Source organism: Colwellia sp. MB3u-55, from assembly GCF_014076785.1.
Classification (GTDB): domain Bacteria; phylum Pseudomonadota; class Gammaproteobacteria; order Enterobacterales; family Alteromonadaceae; genus Colwellia_A.
The window spans coordinates 149,423-166,501 of the sequence record NZ_JACGUS010000117.1 but is presented as its reverse complement, the minus strand read 5'-3'; the positions used below and the strand labels follow the sequence as shown (position 1 = coordinate 166,501).

The 17,079-nt window shown below is 38.5% G+C and carries 13 protein-coding genes; 10 read left to right on the top strand and 3 right to left on the bottom strand.

Annotated features, from left to right (window positions below; translation table 11 throughout):
- Positions 1-549: 549 nt before the first annotated feature.
- The 5 genes from lipA (at position 550) to moaA (ending at position 6,065) form a co-directional block, all read left to right on the top strand.
- Positions 550-1,521 (top strand): lipoyl synthase, encoded by a 972-nt coding sequence (gene lipA / locus H4J66_RS14050; protein WP_182175637.1) that lies wholly within the window; start codon positions 550-552, stop codon positions 1,519-1,521.
- Between the two features lie 21 nt (positions 1,522-1,542).
- On the top strand, positions 1,543-2,325 hold the full coding sequence (locus tag H4J66_RS14045; RefSeq protein WP_182175636.1) for a ferredoxin--NADP reductase: 783 nt from the start codon (positions 1,543-1,545) through the stop codon (positions 2,323-2,325).
- Positions 2,326-2,930: 605 nt separating this feature from the next.
- A complete protein-coding gene (locus H4J66_RS14040; RefSeq protein ID WP_182175635.1) occupies positions 2,931-3,173 on the top strand; it encodes a NifU family protein in 243 nt (80 codons plus the stop codon).
- Complete coding sequence (locus tag H4J66_RS14035) at positions 3,170-4,921, top strand: YdiU family protein (protein WP_182175634.1); 1,752 nt, start codon at positions 3,170-3,172, stop codon at positions 4,919-4,921. The genes H4J66_RS14040 and H4J66_RS14035 overlap by 4 nt, the downstream gene beginning before the upstream one ends.
- 40 nt (positions 4,922-4,961) lie before the next feature.
- Positions 4,962-6,065 carry a GTP 3',8-cyclase MoaA gene (moaA, locus tag H4J66_RS14030; protein WP_182175633.1) on the top strand — a complete coding sequence of 368 codons (1,104 nt, stop codon included), beginning with the start codon at positions 4,962-4,964 and terminating at the stop codon, positions 6,063-6,065.
- Positions 6,066-7,169: 1,104 nt separating this feature from the next.
- Here the strand turns inward: moaA and H4J66_RS14025 are convergent.
- Entirely contained in the window at positions 7,170-7,547 is a 378-nt protein-coding gene (locus H4J66_RS14025) for an RNA-binding S4 domain-containing protein (protein ID WP_182175632.1), read from the bottom strand.
- 370 nt (positions 7,548-7,917) lie between these two features.
- Positions 7,918-8,514 carry a GTP cyclohydrolase II RibA gene (ribA, locus tag H4J66_RS14020; protein ID WP_182175631.1) on the bottom strand — a complete coding sequence of 199 codons (597 nt, stop codon included), beginning with the start codon at positions 8,512-8,514 and terminating at the stop codon, positions 7,918-7,920.
- A gap of 438 nt (positions 8,515-8,952) precedes the next feature.
- Here ribA and H4J66_RS14015 point away from each other — a divergent pair, with 438 nt between their 5' ends.
- The 5 genes from H4J66_RS14015 (at position 8,953) to H4J66_RS13995 (ending at position 15,079) form a co-directional block, all read left to right on the top strand.
- Complete coding sequence (locus H4J66_RS14015; RefSeq protein ID WP_220463311.1) at positions 8,953-11,022, top strand: MFS transporter; 2,070 nt, start codon at positions 8,953-8,955, stop codon at positions 11,020-11,022.
- A 726-nt stretch (positions 11,023-11,748) separates the two neighbouring features.
- Entirely contained in the window at positions 11,749-12,123 is a 375-nt protein-coding gene (locus tag H4J66_RS14010; protein WP_182175629.1) for a BlaI/MecI/CopY family transcriptional regulator, read from the top strand.
- Positions 12,116-13,351, top strand: a complete 1,236-nt coding sequence (locus H4J66_RS14005) for a M56 family metallopeptidase (RefSeq protein WP_182175628.1) — start codon at positions 12,116-12,118, stop codon at positions 13,349-13,351. Before H4J66_RS14010 ends, H4J66_RS14005 begins: the two co-directional genes overlap by 8 nt.
- Before the next feature lie 236 nt (positions 13,352-13,587).
- On the top strand, positions 13,588-14,136 hold the full coding sequence (locus H4J66_RS14000; protein ID WP_220463313.1) for a TetR/AcrR family transcriptional regulator: 549 nt from the start codon (positions 13,588-13,590) through the stop codon (positions 14,134-14,136).
- Between the two features lie 388 nt (positions 14,137-14,524).
- Complete coding sequence (locus H4J66_RS13995) at positions 14,525-15,079, top strand: carboxymuconolactone decarboxylase family protein (RefSeq protein WP_182175626.1); 555 nt, start codon at positions 14,525-14,527, stop codon at positions 15,077-15,079.
- 103 nt (positions 15,080-15,182) lie between these two features.
- Here the strand turns inward: H4J66_RS13995 and H4J66_RS13990 are convergent, their stop codons facing one another.
- The gene (locus H4J66_RS13990; RefSeq protein ID WP_182175625.1) at positions 15,183-17,012 is read right to left on the bottom strand and encodes a monovalent cation:proton antiporter-2 (CPA2) family protein; all 1,830 of its coding nucleotides are present in this window, start codon (positions 17,010-17,012) and stop codon (positions 15,183-15,185) included.
- Positions 17,013-17,079 lie beyond the last annotated feature (67 nt).

The following is a 17,079-nucleotide window of genomic DNA, read 5'->3' as shown; positions in this document are numbered from 1 at the left end:
AAACTCACCACAAACTTTGAAGGTATATTCACTGGCGCGGTTGGCACCGCAGAGCATTTGTGTGAATTTACTGAGCACGTAGGGTTAAAGCGCGCACACGGGAAAGCAAATGCCCAAGCTTGTTTTAATAGCGCGTAAAAATAACCACATGCAAGACCGCACTAAAACCATAAGAAAAAATACGACTACCTTTAAGTAGCAAGTAAAACTTGCCTGAAATTCACTCCTTTAATCAACATCTATAAAAATCGATAGGCAAAAGCTTACAAGATGCAGTACATGCATTATTGTTGACCAATTGATAGCTGTGTTTCAGAGCATTATCACTGCGTAGTATTATCATGGGTGGCATAGTAATTATTATGGGTGGCATAGTAATTATTATGGGTGGCATAATAATTCCTCTCAGCCATTGCGCCTTTTATGTCTGAGAATAATTTGCCTGTCCACGCAATTGATAACTTAGAAACACAGCTGCCAAAATTGTAATCAATAGCGTATATTATAAACGTAGGAGGTCAGTTTTTGGCCTCAAGGTCGATCACTATCATGAGTAACATTAAACAATCACTATTGGTCGCTGGCGAAAAACTTCGTGATGCGGATAAGTTGGCTTTTATTCCAGTAAAAATTATTGCAAGTGAAAAAGCAACCACTTTAAAAAAACCTAGTTGGTTAAAAATAAAGATGCCGAGTAACACCGCTAAGGTAACAGAAATTAAACAAGCGATGCGTAAGCATAATTTAAACTCAGTGTGTGAAGAAGCGTCATGTCCTAATTTACATGAATGTTTTAACCACGGCACAGCAACGTTTATGATCTTGGGTGCTATTTGTACTCGCCGCTGTCCATTTTGTGATGTCGCGCATGGTAGACCCTTACCAGTGAGTGCAGAAGAGCCAGAAAAGTTAGCCGCAACAATACGTGACATGAAATTAAAGTATGTGGTAATCACTTCGGTCGACAGGGATGATCTTCGCGATGGCGGTGCTCAGCATTTTGTTGACTGTATTAAAGCCATACGTAAAGAAATACCTCATATAAAAATTGAAATTTTGGTGCCTGACTTTAAAGGTCGAGTAGAACGAGCACTCAACATTTTAAGTCAGGCACCGCCCGATGTGTTTAACCATAACTTAGAGACTGCACCACATATGTATCGTGAAGTTCGTCCGGGGGCAAGTTATAAAAATTCATTGGAGTTGTTAAGTCGTTTTAAAGCCATGCACCCACAGGTCGCGACAAAATCAGGATTAATGATGGGGCTTGGCGAGACAAATGATGAAATTTCCGCCGTATTAAACGACTTGCGTAAACATAATGTAGAGATGCTAACGTTAGGGCAATACATGCAACCGAGTAAGCATCATCTTGCGGTTAAACGCTATGTACCTCCAGAAGAGTTTGATGAGCTGGGTATTATCGCTAAAAGACTTGGTTTTACTCATGCTGCGTGTGGCCCTTTGGTACGTTCAAGTTACCATGCAGATCTTCAAGCCTCGGGTAAAGAAATAAAATAATAAAACTGTATAGGATAAAACATGAATAAGAAATTTAATCCCGAAAAAGTCATCGATGTTGTTCACTGGAATGATAGCCTATTTTCTTTTAAAACCACACGCAGCCAAGGACTCCGCTTTAGAAATGGGGAATATATCATTATTGGCTTAGCGCAAGATGATGCTAGACCGATCTTACGCGCTTATAGCATTGCTAGTGCAAACCATGAAGATTATTTAGAATTTTTCAGTATTAAAGTTGAAGGCGGTGCTTTCACCTCTAAATTACAACATTTAGCGATTGGTGATGAAGTTATTATTGGCAGTAAACCAACCGGAACCGTGGTTATTGATGATTTACGCGATGGTCGAAACTTATTGTTAATTGGCACTGGCACAGGGCTAGCTCCCTTTTTAAGTATTATCAAAGATCCCGAAACTTATGAACGTTTTGAAAAGGTTATATTATTCCATGGCGTAAGATATGCCAATGAATTAGCATATAAAAACATAATCACTGAAGATCTGCCTAATCACGAATATCTGGGTGAAATGATTACTGAACAGCTCATCTATTATCCATGTGTCACACGAGAGCCTTATAAAAATCAAGGACGAATAACTGATTTATTGCGAACGGGAAAGTTATCTCTTGACCTTGGTATAGCTAAACTTGACCCAGAGTTTGATCGTGTGATGTTGTGCGGTAGTCCTTCAATGTTAAAGGATACCTGTACCATTCTAGATGAAAAAGGCTTCAAGGAAAGTCCTAAAAAAGGAATACAAGGTGACTACGTTGTTGAAAGAGCTTTTGTTGAAAAATAACAGGTTTATTCCATGAAAAAATAGGTAGCAAGGGTCTAAATATTGCTGGTTGCATTTATCAAGTTATCTGAATTTGGCTATAAAAAAACGAATAAAATTAAAAAATAACAGGTGTTTTCATACCTAAAAAAAGAGTGGTGGTCAATTGCATATTATCATGTGTGGCAATTGAGGTTGAAAATCGAACTGACCGATAAAACGATTGAAAAATATTATTCGAGTGATGTACTGAATCTAATTCGTACACCACCACCTATTTTTTACATAGGACCTAAAAATAAGAAAAAAATACAATGAAACCTACGCACGATAATTTGTTAGAATGTTTGAGTCAGGCATTTCCCGATGCTATTATCGAGATTGAGGACGAGAGCGAATAGCATACTGGTCAAGTAGACGCTGACCATTATCGAGTTCAAGTGCTTGACGCCAGATTCAATAGATTACATCGTATAGTCCGGCATTGTCTTATTTATAATGCAATGTCTAACTGAGGTCAGAACAGGTGTATGCACTTAATATTATTCCTATGACTCTAAAAGAAGCTGCACAGGCAAAGAATGATCCACTCACAGCTGCGCGGCTTGATATCGAGTATGTAACCAATGTGTTTTACGTCGGTTGCTAACCACAGCGGCAAGATATCAATAGGAGAAATCAGTCAAGGAAAACTTTACATCAGCATGAGCGGTGGTTGCCAGGGATGTCCATCTTATCAGGTAACATTACGACAGGGACTCGAAGTCATACTGAAAAAGATCGCTCCAAAAATCGAGGAGGTTGTCGATACGACCAACCCCTCAGCGGGAAAACAACCATTCTACCCAAGTCATGAGGAGGCCCTATGACAAATCGACTGCCCCAGCAAACGACTCCAACCATAGTTACGCTAGACGATCTCGCTAAGCTAGCAAACTACTCGCTCATGGATACGCTCAACTGCGATCCTGATGCGAGAGAAAATGGCGTAGACCATAGTCCACGACAAGTATTTACCGGGCACTATGTTCCCGTCAAGCCAACCCCTATCCAAGACCCTGAGTACGTTACTCATAGTAAAACCTTTTTCCGTGAACTGGGTTTTTCCGACAGCATGGCGCAGTCGGCTGACTTCATTCGACTGTTCTCTGGCGACCTAACAGAGGTTCCAGCGCCGCTGCGCAAGTTTGGTTGGGCTACAGGCTATGCATTGTCTATTTACGGTAGCGAATACTATCAACAGTGCCCTTTCCAAACGGGTAACGGCTACGGAGACGGTCGCGCAATGTCTGTGCTTGAGGCAGTTATTAACGGTCAACGCTGGGAAATGCAACTAAAAGGCGGAGGACGTACACCATACTGCCGTGGCGCTGATGGTCGCGCCGTGCTGCGATCAAGTGTGCGCGAGTTTTTAGCACAAGAGCACATGCACGCGCTTGGAGTAGCCTCGTCGCGGTCGCTGAGCTTATACGTGTCGAAAACAGAGCAGGTTAATCGACCGTGGTACGCTGAAGGCTCACGTTCACAGGATCCCGATAGGCTTATATCTGAGGCGGTCGCCATTTCTACGCGCGTCGCACCGTCATTTATTCGTGTGGGTCAGCTAGAACTGTTCAGTCGCCGTGTTCACAAGCAGGAACACCCACAAGCAATGGCAGAGCTTGAGATGATTGTACTGCACTTGATCGATCGTGAGTACAGCGACATCATTGACAATATACTTTCCATGGCTGAAAAAGTGGTGCTGCTCGCGCGCGCGTTCCGCAACCGTTTGACGTCACTGGTAGCCAACTGGATCCGTGTCGGTTATTGTCAGGGCAACTTCAACAGTGACAACTGCGCGGCAGGTGGCTTTACACTCGATTATGGCCCCTTCGGGTTTTGCGATGTATTCAACCCGCAATATCAACCATGGACAGGAGGCGGTCATCACTTTTCGTTTATGAATCAGCCTGTGGCAGCAGAACGAAATTTCAACATGTTTTGTAAGGCGTTGCAGCCACTCGTGGCATTACATCAGGATGCTATAAAAAATCTCGACGAGATTCGCACGGGTTTTACAACCGTAATGCAAGAAAAAATGGAAAAAATGTGGGCTGAAAAACTTGGGCTGCAGACATTTAATGCGGAATTATTGCGCGAACTCGAAACACTGATGGCGCAAACTGCGGTTGATTACACCATTTTCTTCCGAGAACTATCAACGGTGCCTAGCGATATTGGCCCACTCAAAAAAAGCTTCTACAAAAACGCGACGTATAATGCAGATCCCGAAGGAATCGACAAGCGCTGGTCAGCGTGGCTCACAACATGGAAATCTCTTAACGCCAGTACGACCGACCCTAGCACTACCGAAGTAAATAGTGCCCGTTCTCCAGTTGAGCTCTCTAGGCAGATGAAACTTGTCAATCCAAAATATAATTTGCGAGAGTGGTTCGTTGTGCCTGCGTATCAACAAGCGAGCATAGGGAATTACTCGTTAGTGCGAGAATTGCAGGAAGTCATGACGCAGCCATATGCCGAGCAATCAATTGATATGGAAAAAAAATACTATCGGCTTAAGCCACTTGAATTCTTCGAAACCGGTGGGTTATCCCATTATAGCTGCTCGTCATGACTTATCGCTTAATGATCAATTTATCTATATCTAGTGCCCAATGAGCATAAACATAATCCCTACTATTGACCTGCTTTACGCTGGCCAAGTACCGCTAATTCCCGCGTACGCGCCTGCCCCCAATGGTCAGATGTCAGATACACGCGGAAGGCTCTTGGGCGATTTACGCATTTCAGTCACCGACCGATGTAACTTCCGTTGCACTTATTGTATGCCCAAGGAAGTCTTCGGAAAAGGCTACCAATACCTGCCACAATCCGAACTATTGAGTTTCGATGAGATCACGCGCATGGCGCGACTGTTTGTTGCACACGGTGTTACAAAAATTCGTCTTACCGGTGGCGAACCCCTACTACGTAAAAACCTCGAGGTGTTGGTTGAAATGCTGGCCGCCTTAAAAACACCAAACGACAAGCCACTTGATATCGCGCTTACTACCAATGCCACGTTATTACCCAAGAAAGTAAAAGCGCTTAAAGCCGCAGGCCTTAATCGGATTACCGTTTCCCTCGACTCTCTTGATGAGGTGACATTCCGGGCTATGAACGACGTTAACTTCCCTGTAGCCGATGTATTAAAGGGGATCGATGCGGCACATGATGCTGGTTTTAGCGCCATTAAAATTAACATGGTGGTTAAGAAGGGTGTCAATGATCAAGATGTCGTTGCCATGGCGCGGCATTTCAAAGGCAGCGGGCATATTGTCCGCTTTATCGAATTCATGGATGTGGGTTCTTCTAATGGTTGGCGCATGAAGGATGTTATTTCTTCGGCTGAGATTGTACGTATGGTCAATGCTGATATGCCGCTTGTCGAAGCAAAGTCCAACTACAGCGGTGAAGTTGCCAAACGTTGGAATTATGCCGATGGTAGCGGCGAAATTGGGGTTATATCCAGTGTAACGCAAGCCTTCTGTTCTACCTGCACACGCACCCGACTTTCAACTGATGGCAAATTGTTCACTTGCCTATTCGCACAGTCGGGCCATGATCTACGCGCACTTATGCGTTCAGGTAAGAGCGATACGCAAATTACCCGTGCTATAGGGCTAATTTGGAATCAGCGTAAGGATCGCTATTCACAACTTCGAACAGAAGAAACGACAAGCAACAAAAAAGTGGAGATGTCATATATCGGCGGCTGATATTTTCAACCTATCGTGATTACAAAGCGTATAGGAAAAACCTTGTAAAACAGTTTGCAGATAAGCTTGATGGATTAGTTTCAGCTCAAGCCTAAGTTCCAAGGAATGCTCAACTTTTAGTGCGAGAGAATGTATATGTTGCGCCAGATAACCGTCATATGGTCGTTGTACAAACCCTGACAAATATCTACATCTGTTATATTAAAAGGTAAGTCCCCATCAATGGTAATAGCCCCTCCGTTACTGTATTATTTGACTCTGTTAAGGAGCTAGTAGGATAGTCATTGGCATTTTTTTAATTGGTATGGGGATTGTTAGCTCCCAAGCTAGTTAAAGAATAAAAGAACAAGAAAGCCATAGAATTTGTCAATATTGTAATACTTCAATCGTATGTGAGATGCCAAAAACAGCTATTGAACTAGGGCTGCGAATAGAACCTTACCAATAAACAGAACTTATCTTCATCTTATAAAGTAGGTACAAAAATTTAAACTACTGCATAGATAAAAACAAACCAGAGAGCTAATTCAATTGTTAAAAATAAATTTTGATTTCTTGGATTGGATTAGTAATTATAACGGGAAGCTTACTCTACAAATTGATATCTTTGCTATAAATATTTAAGTCAGGTTCAGGAATACACATAAGAGCAATATTAGCTGTAAATTCATAGTTATTTATATACCCATATGGCATAGATTCCCTTTGTAATCCAACCTTCTAATGTCTTATTTGATGCCACAACAGAGGTTTACGTTAATTATTTTTCGCCTCTATATTACGTACTAAGCAATTATAAATTCTATGGCACTATATGCCCCAAGCCACGATAGAAGCAGAAACTTATATCGCTATATGATCGGAAAGTTGACCTTAACATTCAGTAAGTCTTTATGTCTCGAATACGCACTAGGAAGTCATTAACACTGATTTTTTTTCATTGCTCATTAAAGCTAGTCTAAACTTCGAGAACACATTACCCATAGTTTTACTGGGGTTCATCGCCTAGAATATTATGCCATTTATTAAAATAACTGGAAATTGAATTTCCCCCAACAAAGAAGTTACGATTTATTTTCAATATGGAGGAAATTTAACAAAGAATTAAAGTGCTGTAGACTTTCTTTTTGAGCGTTCACTCGATGGTTTTGTAACAGGTTCAGATGCAATAATCGGCGATTTACTTCTTGCTCTTTTTTTCTTTTTTGAATTCTGACTTACTGAAACGACAGAATTGATAAACTCTGCTGATTTCTTAGTCGGGTTATAAGCAACCTCAATAATTTTACCGTTATATTCGATAATATCGCCGCGACGAATTTTTTTACGCTTTTGAACTGAAACTTCATTATTTACTAAAACATTACCTTCACTGATCATGGTTTTAGCTTCGCCGCCACCACCAACCATATTAGCAATTTTGAGTAATTTACATAGTTCTATAGGTTCAACACAAATGTCGATAATAGTGTGTTCAGACATGAAATACGCCTAATAATTTTAAATAATAATATCATTGAATTCTAACATATATAAACGCTATTGAATAAGAATTATATTAAGGACACTGGGCATTGTTAAGCTAGCATAGCCAGTAAATACTTAATGTAGGAATACCTTAAAATTTAACTATTTCTGTATAATTCACTATTGGGTTATACATCTAAAAAACTTTCCCTTATTAATAATTAATACTACTGACTTAGTGAATAACGAATTTAGCTAAAAGCGCTACTTAAAAGTGATTTATTCTATCGACTGCCTAAGCATTTCATACAATGCTTTAGAGAAAAATCCAACGGATACATAATTACCGATGGACTTTATAGGTTTGGAATCAAAGATTAACTATCTAATCAATTTTCAAATCATGCTTACCATGATTTTTTTTGGTACGTAAATAATTGTTATTATCATCTTTTAAATGCAAACCCGTGTTCACTTGTTCGACAATATTAAAATAATCTTTTAAGGCATTTATTTTTTTAGGGTTATTAGTGATCAAACGTAAATCTTTAACGGCTAAAGCTTGCAGCATAGTCACTGCATCTTCAAAACTACGGGCATCTTCTGCAAAACCTAAGTGCTTGTTGGCTTGATAGGTATCCATCCCTTGGCTTTGTAACACGTAGGCATCTAATTTATTGTATAAACCAATGCCACGACCTTCTTGGCGAAGGTAAAGAATAATTCCGCCCTGCTCTTTCATCAAATTGATAGTTTCATCTAACTGCTCACCGCAATCACAACGTGAAGAGTGGAATACATCGCCCGTTAAACATTCCGAATGCATACGAACTAGTGGTGCTTGCTGATTTTTATCGGCCTGTTGAAAAATTAACGCTATGTGCTCATGGTTTTCATCAAACATTGTAAAGGTCGCGATTTCTGCCTCGATATCACTGTGTAATCCAACTTTTAGATTAATTCTTGCACGTATTTTATTCATGGGTTTCTTTATTAAATTAGCAAAGGCGCTGTTATTAGCCCCTTAAATATTACCACTCGTTACATTCATATTGAGATATTTATCTAGCTTTCAAGTTTTAATCAACTTTTTAGCTTAAATAGTACAATCTATGGGGAATTCACTGCTTATATTAACAATAATCGATTAATACGGCTAATAAGTTAACCTTGAAATATATTTACTATAACGAAGTGTTAGAGTCATTTCTGCTGTTAAATATTGAGATGACAGTGTGATTTAAAAGGTAACGATTGAATTTTGAACGAATAAACTAATTTTAGTCATCTGTTTTTATTATTCCACTGTAAACCCTAATATGCGCTTGATATACTAAACATCTGTGAGTTACTTTGAAGTAACATCAATAATTTATAATTAAAGCGTTCCGCTAAATAGATAAGAGTATTCCTTGTGATAATGACCCTCAGACCCTTTATTTTAGTATTAATAAGTGGCTTCTTGTTAATGCTAGGCTATGGACTCAGTAATATTTTATTGCCTGTACGCATGCAGAGCGATGGAATGAGCATGAACAATATTGGTTTAGTGTTATCGATGTTATCTGTGGGTTTTTTGTTGGGTGCATATTATAGCCGTATGTTATTACAACGTGTCGGGCACATAAGAATATTCGCGATGTGTGGTAGCTTAACTTCCGTCGCTATTTTACTTTCAGGCCTATATCCAGAACCATTAATGCTTGCATGTATGAGAATTGTCACTGGCTTTTGTATTGTTTGTACCAATGCCACACTTGATAGTTGGTTAAGCCACAGCGCCACAGAAAATAATAGAGGGCGCATACTATCAATTAATCAAATGATGATAATGACAGCACTATTTTCTGGTCAGTTCTTATTAAATGTCGCGCCTGTTGATGACATTACCTTATTTGTTATCTGCGGCATTTTATTTAGCTTATCAATCACACCTATCGTGATTAGTAAGCAACAAGGACCACAAATTGAAGACAGTCAATCAATGTCTTTAATGACGGTTTTCAAGTTATCTCCTTTAGGTGTGGTCAGTTGCTTTTACTGTGGAGTCCTCTATGCGGCTTTAATTAATATGCTGCCTATTTTCGCCAGTAACAATGGTATTGCCGGTTTAGATTTATCCATATTTATGGGCACAGCCATTTCTGGGGCAATCATTTTGCAGTTCCCTATTGCCTACTTATCAGATCACTTTGACCGTCGAAAAGTGATGTTCTGTATGGTCGCAACACTCATTTTATTATGTTTATTAGTACCTTTTCTTATTTCCTCAGATATGTTCAAACTCACCTTGTTGGCCGTAGCACTGATTACGGGATTAGTTGCCTGCCTTTATCCAATGAGTATGTCAGAGACTTTTGATAAAGTATTAAAGGAACAAATTTTATCTGCAATGAGTTCGTTATTATTGATCTATGCATTAGGCAGCATTTTAGGCCCCTACCTAGCCTCTATGATCATGGATACTTTCGGTAACAGTGCCTTGTTTAGTTTTATGAATGTCGTTGCGATAACACTGTTACTATTTATCAGTATTCGAATGAAACTAAGAAAAGCGTTACCGCTTGATGAGCAAGAAAGCTTTGTTATGCAAACACCCAGCGGCGTAGTATCGGAACTCGATCCTCGTACGCAATATGCAGAGGCACAATTTGAAACAACGCCAGAAGTTGAAGTTGCTATCAGCCTTGCAAATAAAAACCCATCAGCAGCCGTTAACATGGTTAAAGCGCTAGTCCTTCGAGACCCCCGAAATGCTTCAAATCTAGCCGCCGCATTAAGTACCATAGACGCGATAGACATTAGTAAACTTTATGCGGCAATAACCTCCGCAGCACCTCAAATGAGTATTCATATTGCTCAAGCATTAACAAATGCTTCCCCTGAGAAAGCCAATCAATTGGTTGATTGGATAACATCTGAGTACCCTGACCAATTTACTAATATTATTGTTGCTATTGCAAATACAATGCCTGACGACGGTATTAATGTCATGGAACTCGCCGCTGAAAATATGGCCGAAGATTACCCAAGTGAACTTTTAGAAATGACTAAAGAATACATGACAAATTTATCAGATTCTTTAGATGCAATGCGACCGATAGATAGAATAGCCGCTGTATCAGAAAATACAGCAACTGAGCTTTATAATCGATTAACAGATGTTGCTCCTGAGCAATCAGCCGAGCTTGCCTTTACGGTATCAGATTCACTTCCTGAATCGTCAAGTGATGTTGCAGAGGCCTATGTACAAAATTTAATCGACAGTGAACAAGCTGGCTCAGCACAGACCTCAGAAAACATTGAAAATGCTGCCAGTAACTATGTTAACCATATGGTTGAAAATATTCCTGAACATGCGGTAGAAATTGCCAGCACATTTGTCGATTCTTTCCCCGAGGTTGCATCGGATATGCTTGAAATATTACAAGAATCAGATGATATTGAAGATAGCAAGTTAACCACTTCTATTGATAAAAAACCCTTGTAAGACTTTACAAATCGGTGATAGCAATTATGCTACAGGTCAAAATCTTTAATATCAGTAAAAATGATGAGCCTAGAATGAAAATTGTTGACGTTAGCAATATAAGAATTAATGATAACTTTGTCTACTAAGCGAAAACTAGACGTTATTGTTTTTATTAATTTCGTACAGATATAAATATCTATTTTTAACAATACAAAATGTAAAATAAGCTAACAAAGTCATTTTTACCTAAAAAGCTAAAGTCAAAGTAAAGTTAAACGCTAAACCTGTAGGGACTATTAGGGGTTTTCTATTTTTTGCAACTTACACCTGCGCTACATATTTAATTATAAATATAACGACCTAGCATGGCCCTTTGTTTTAAAAACCAACTGTAGCTGTAAAGCGTAAATACCATTGTTCTATTTAAAGCTTAAATCCAATCAGTACTTTAAGTAAAATAAGCGCCTAAAGAATATCAACACTTTAGTTACTTTTATTCTGTGTTATAAATTGACTTACCATGGCTGATATTGTCGAACTTTGCTTAGCTTCTAGGTATTTATCTATCTCAATCAAGAAAAAGTGACTTTAAAGTACAGCAGATATCTAGGGGATTTGACTCTCTACTAAAACATGTAAACCAAGTTACCAATAGATATATAAATACCATTAGCACCTCGAGACTTGACAGCTGTGATTACAAGTGTAATATCAACACATCGATTACAACTGTAATATTTAAATATGTCTGAAATTACTAATACAGAATTTGAAGTGTTAGAAGCGTTGTGGGCTCAACACCCTGCTACAGCAAATAGCATTATTGAACAGCTTAATAAACATAAGCCCTGGCACGATAAAACAGTAAAAACGCTGATAAATCGTCTGGTAAAAAAAGAGGCGATAGGTTTTGAAAAGCAAGAACGTCATTATCTTTATTTTCCGTTACTTGAGCGAGATGCTTATACGGAAGTTCAAAGCCAAAGTTTCATTGAACGGTTATTTAGAGGAAGAGTTTCGCCATTAGTTGCTGGTTTTGCGAAAAAAAACAATTTGAAGAAAGAAGATATTGATGAATTAAAGCTTCTCATTACAAAATGGGAGCAAGACAATGATTGATAACCTCTTTACTTTATTACTGCCCTTAACATTGTTGCTAACTATACTGCTAGTTGGACATAAATGGCGAATACATTATTTAGGCGCTAGTAATACTTATTTACTATGGTTAATAGTGCCCTTAGGCCTGGTGATATATTGCTTACCACTCCCTTGGCAGCAGAATAGCCTATCAAAAATAATTGAAATAAAACGTTACTTGATAACTCCAACCCTTGAAATTCAACAAAGTCTTTCTATGTCTTGGGCTCTCTATATTTGGCTAATTATTGCGGCTGCCATGATAACCTATGGCTTGTTAACTTATCATATATTTAACAAGCACCTTCAGCTCACCGCTATTAATAAGTCTATGGTGCCATTAGTGTTACCCCCAAATATATTACTCTACCAAAGTACAGGTACTTATAGCCCAATGTTGGTGGGTTTAGTACAGCAAAAACTTATTATTCCAGAAGATTTTTTTGAGCTTTATAGTACTGAGCAACAAAAACTAATTCTTGAACATGAAATTTGTCATTTTGATCGAAATGACATTTATTGGAACCTAATTGCGCTGACTTGCTTAACGTTGTTTTGGTTTCACCCTCTTGCTTGGCTCGGCTATTTTAGGTTTCGTCAAGATCAAGAGCTTTCCTGTGATCAACTCGTTCTGGCGCGCAAACCAAAAGAGAGCAGGATTAACTATAGTAAAGCGCTGTTAGTGGCGGCTCAGTCGACACCTTCATTAGCATTTGCTCAACTATCATTTAAAAAATATGGAGATAAAAAAATGATGTTAGAACGAATTAATAATTTAAAAACTCGTCCAAAAAGCTCTAAATTAATATTGGCTAGCGTAATATTTACCACCGTTACTCTGCTCTCAGGATTAAGTTACGCAGGAAATCAACAGGAAAGTCTTGGAGATAAAGTCGCAGAGTCAGTTCAGCTTAAGCCTATTCAGCGAGTCAATCCTAGATATCCAGAACAAGCAGCAAAAGACAATATAGAGGGCTCAGTAGTACTAACGTTTGATATCATGACAAATGGTGCGGTTGAAAATGTAGCAGTCATAAATTCAAAGCCTGCCGGTGTATTTGACCAAGCAGCCTTAAAGGCATTAAAACAATGGAAATACTCTGTCAGTGACCACATGTTAAAAAATGCGTTAGTTCAATTAGATTTTTCAATGAATAAAGATAAAAAACATGAAAGTTTAATTGAGCGTATTCAGATAACTAAGTAAAGTTAGCGTAATATTTTAAAAAGGTTACCTAGGTAGCCTTTTTACATTTAAGTGAGTATACCCAATCGTAGAATTAATCACTTTTACTATAAATCTTTCCATAACGTTATCCATTTATTGCTGCTTGAATGCGCCTGTACCGTTAGGTACAATGGGTTGAGTTAAATTTACAGGGTAATATTGTGATAAAAGGTAAAAGAAGAGCCTTCGATGAGAGTACAGCATTAAATGCTGCGATGAATGTCTTTTGGCAAAAAGGTTATGTTGGCGCATCACTCACCGATTTAACTAAAGAAATGGGGATTAACAAACCAAGTATGTACAGTACTTTTGGTAACAAAGAAGCCTTATTTGTTAAAGCCACACAATGCTATATTGAAACTAAAATGAAACCTCATATGGCGTTACTATTTGCACCTGATCTTTCCCTAAAAAATCGTTTGAAAAATCATATGATGTCAATTGTCACCATGCAGTGCAGTGATGAACAAGCAAAAGGATGCTACTTAGTTTTATGTCAATCAGAACTGGTCAGTGGTGATATTCCTGAGCAAGCAAAATTGATACTCGAAGATGCTGAAGTCATTCCTAAACAATTATATGTCGATTTTTTCAATCAAGATTTAGAGGCTATCGCTTTAGGGCTAAATAAAAATGCCGACGCAAACAGTCTAAGCGTATATACGTTATTAAAAGGCACTGCCTCTATGGCTCGTTCTGGCGTAGCTAAATCGCAACTAGAATATACTGTAGATAGTATGCTTAAAGGTATCGGCGTTAACTAAAGAGATCGCTCTTTTTAAAACGATGTCCCTGGGCTATACACATCCTGCAATAATACGCTATTTAGCATTATTTTGGGGGATTTAAAATTTGATATTCCCCAATAAAGCACTACAAGTGCTCCAGTTCAATTTTAATTACCCTTTCGTGAATCAGCATACCTAAGCACGTTATTTACTCTTTAGCATAACCTCAATCTCTAGACCTTTAAATCGATAATATTTATTTCATTAATTACGGTTGACTTAATCATACCGATCGGTACAATAATGAAATCAAGGCATACCGATCGGTACATCTATTGTAAATAAGCACCATAGACGTGAAGTATTCATTCACTGTGAATTTTAATCTGATCAATAAAATTAAATTAATGATAAGGAAAGTAAAATGACAACTTTAACAATACATACCATTGAATCTGCTCCACAAGCAAGTAAGACACTTTTAGAAGGCTCAGTTAAAGCTTTTGGCATGTTACCAAATTTACATGGTGTACTTGCTAGCTCACCACAACTTCTTGAAGCTTATCAAAAACTTCATGAGCTATTTACAAATACCTCATTTGATGCAGAAGAATTAACTGTTGTTTGGCAAACAATAAATGTTGAACACGGCTGTAATTACTGTGTACCAGCACACACGGCTATTGCTCATTCAATGAAAGTTGATACTGCAATAACTGAGGCTTTGCGTAATCAATCGCCAATGCCAAACGCTAAGTTACAAGCACTTCAAGATATGACCTTGATTATTGTTCGTAATCGCGGACACGTTAGTGATACAGAATTAGCCAGTTTTAAAGAAACTGGGTATGGCGAACAGCAAATATTAGAAATAATATTAGGCCTGTCTCAAAAAGTGATCAGTAACTATACCAATCACATTGCGAGTACGCCAACAGACGCACCATTCAAAGCATTTGCATGGCAGAAAAATGCATAAGTAGCGCTGGGGGAATAACTAAGTTAATTATTCTACTGACCATTCCCCGATTAAATGCTAAATACGTTAATAAAGTGCTAATAACATCGAGTTATTAGCACTTTTATTTGTTATTTTTTTGACGATTTTTTAGTTTGTTTTGCTCAATTTTATCGTTTTGTAATACTTGTTGCAAATCTTCACTTCGTTGTTTAACCGCTACCCCATAACTTTTATCATCACCCCATTTATCAGCCAAAATTGTCATTGACTCAGTATCATGTTCAGCAAAAAGTTCTCCTGCTCTAGCCGATTCAACCGGATCGTTGCCAAGTAATACCAATGCTTCAATACCAAAATTAACGGCAGAGTCAAAAGTTTCTCGTTTAAGACTTGTCACCCCAAGCTGCATAATTTGATAAGCGTGTCGTCGGTCAATAGCGCGTGCAAGAATTTTTAAATGCGGATAGTGCTTACGAGCCAATTTAATAATATCTAATGTTTTATCGGGCTCGTCTACAGCAATAACCAGCATTTTTGCATTTTGGGCCCCTGCAGCTGCTAATAAATCTTGTCGGGCGGCATCACCATAAAAAACTTTGTTACCAAAACGCCTGAGTAAATCTATTTGGCTAGCACTGTGATCAAGAATCGACAAATGATAGCCTTGAGCTGTTAATAAACGTCCTATAATTTGTCCAAAACGTCCATAACCAGCAATAATGACATTTTTTGTGGGTTCGAGGTCTTTTATCGCATCAAATTCAGGTGTAGCAGAAGTTTTTCTCGCCAATACCTTCTCATATAAAATCAATAGTAATGGTGCGCAAAGCATTGATATAGCAACGATAAGTGTAATTAACTTAGTCTGCTCTGGTGTGGTGATAAGTAGATTACTTGTTAATGAAAGTAAGACAAAAGCAAATTCACCACCTTGTGCTAAAGCTAAAGTGAACAGTATCTTTTGACTGCCTTTCATCTTAAAAAAATGTGCCAACACAAAAAGAACCAGTGCTTTAATCGTTATAAGGGCTAATACCGTTAACGTAACAAATGTAATTTTCTCAAAAAGAAGAGGAAAATCTATCGAAGCACCTACGGTTATAAAGAACAAACCGAGCAATAATCCTTTAAAGGGTTCAATATCAGCCTCTAATTCGTGCCTAAACTCGCTTTCAGCCAGAACTACACCCGCTAAGAATGTACCCAGCGCAGGAGACAAACCTATTTTTTCCATAATCAGTGCAATGGCAATAACTAATAATAATGCCGCAATGGTAAAAATTTCACGTAACCTTGTTTCTGCAATGTAACGAAATAATGGCGATGAGATGTATTTGCCTGCTAAAATAATGGCTGCAATGACTGAAAGAGAAACCCCCACTTGAACGTAAACGGGTAAGTGAGCAATCAAACTATGGCCAGAAGACTGTGCTGTACTTAAGTCTTGAAAGGCAAGCAGTGGTAATATTGCAAGAATAGGAATTACCGCAATATCTTGGAACAGGAGTACCGAGAAAGCATTTTGCCCCGCGTCTTGTTTGATCCAACCCTTTTCTGTCAATGTCTGCAAAACAATCGCTGTTGAAGACAATGCTAACATCAAGCCTATTGCCAATGATGTTTGCCAAGGCAAACTGAATAGGTAAAAACAAAGTGTAAAAATAAGTGTGCTTGTTGCTATAACTTGTAAGCCACCTAGGCCTAGAATAGAGTGGCGCAATTTCCAGAGTCTGGCCGGTTGTAATTCCAGGCCAACTAAAAATAGCATCATCACAACACCAAACTCGGCAAAATGCATAACACTGGTTTGATCGCCAACCAAGCCGAGTAAGTTAGGGCTAATTAAAATTCCCGCTAACAGATAACCCAAAACAGAACCTAAGCCGAGTCTCTTTGCCACCGGCACGGCAACAAGTGCTGCAACTAAGTATATAACTGCTATTTCTAACATCTTTAAATGTACTCCTTTCACTAGGGCGTTATTGAATAGTTAAATTTGAGGATTAGTCGCCTAAGTT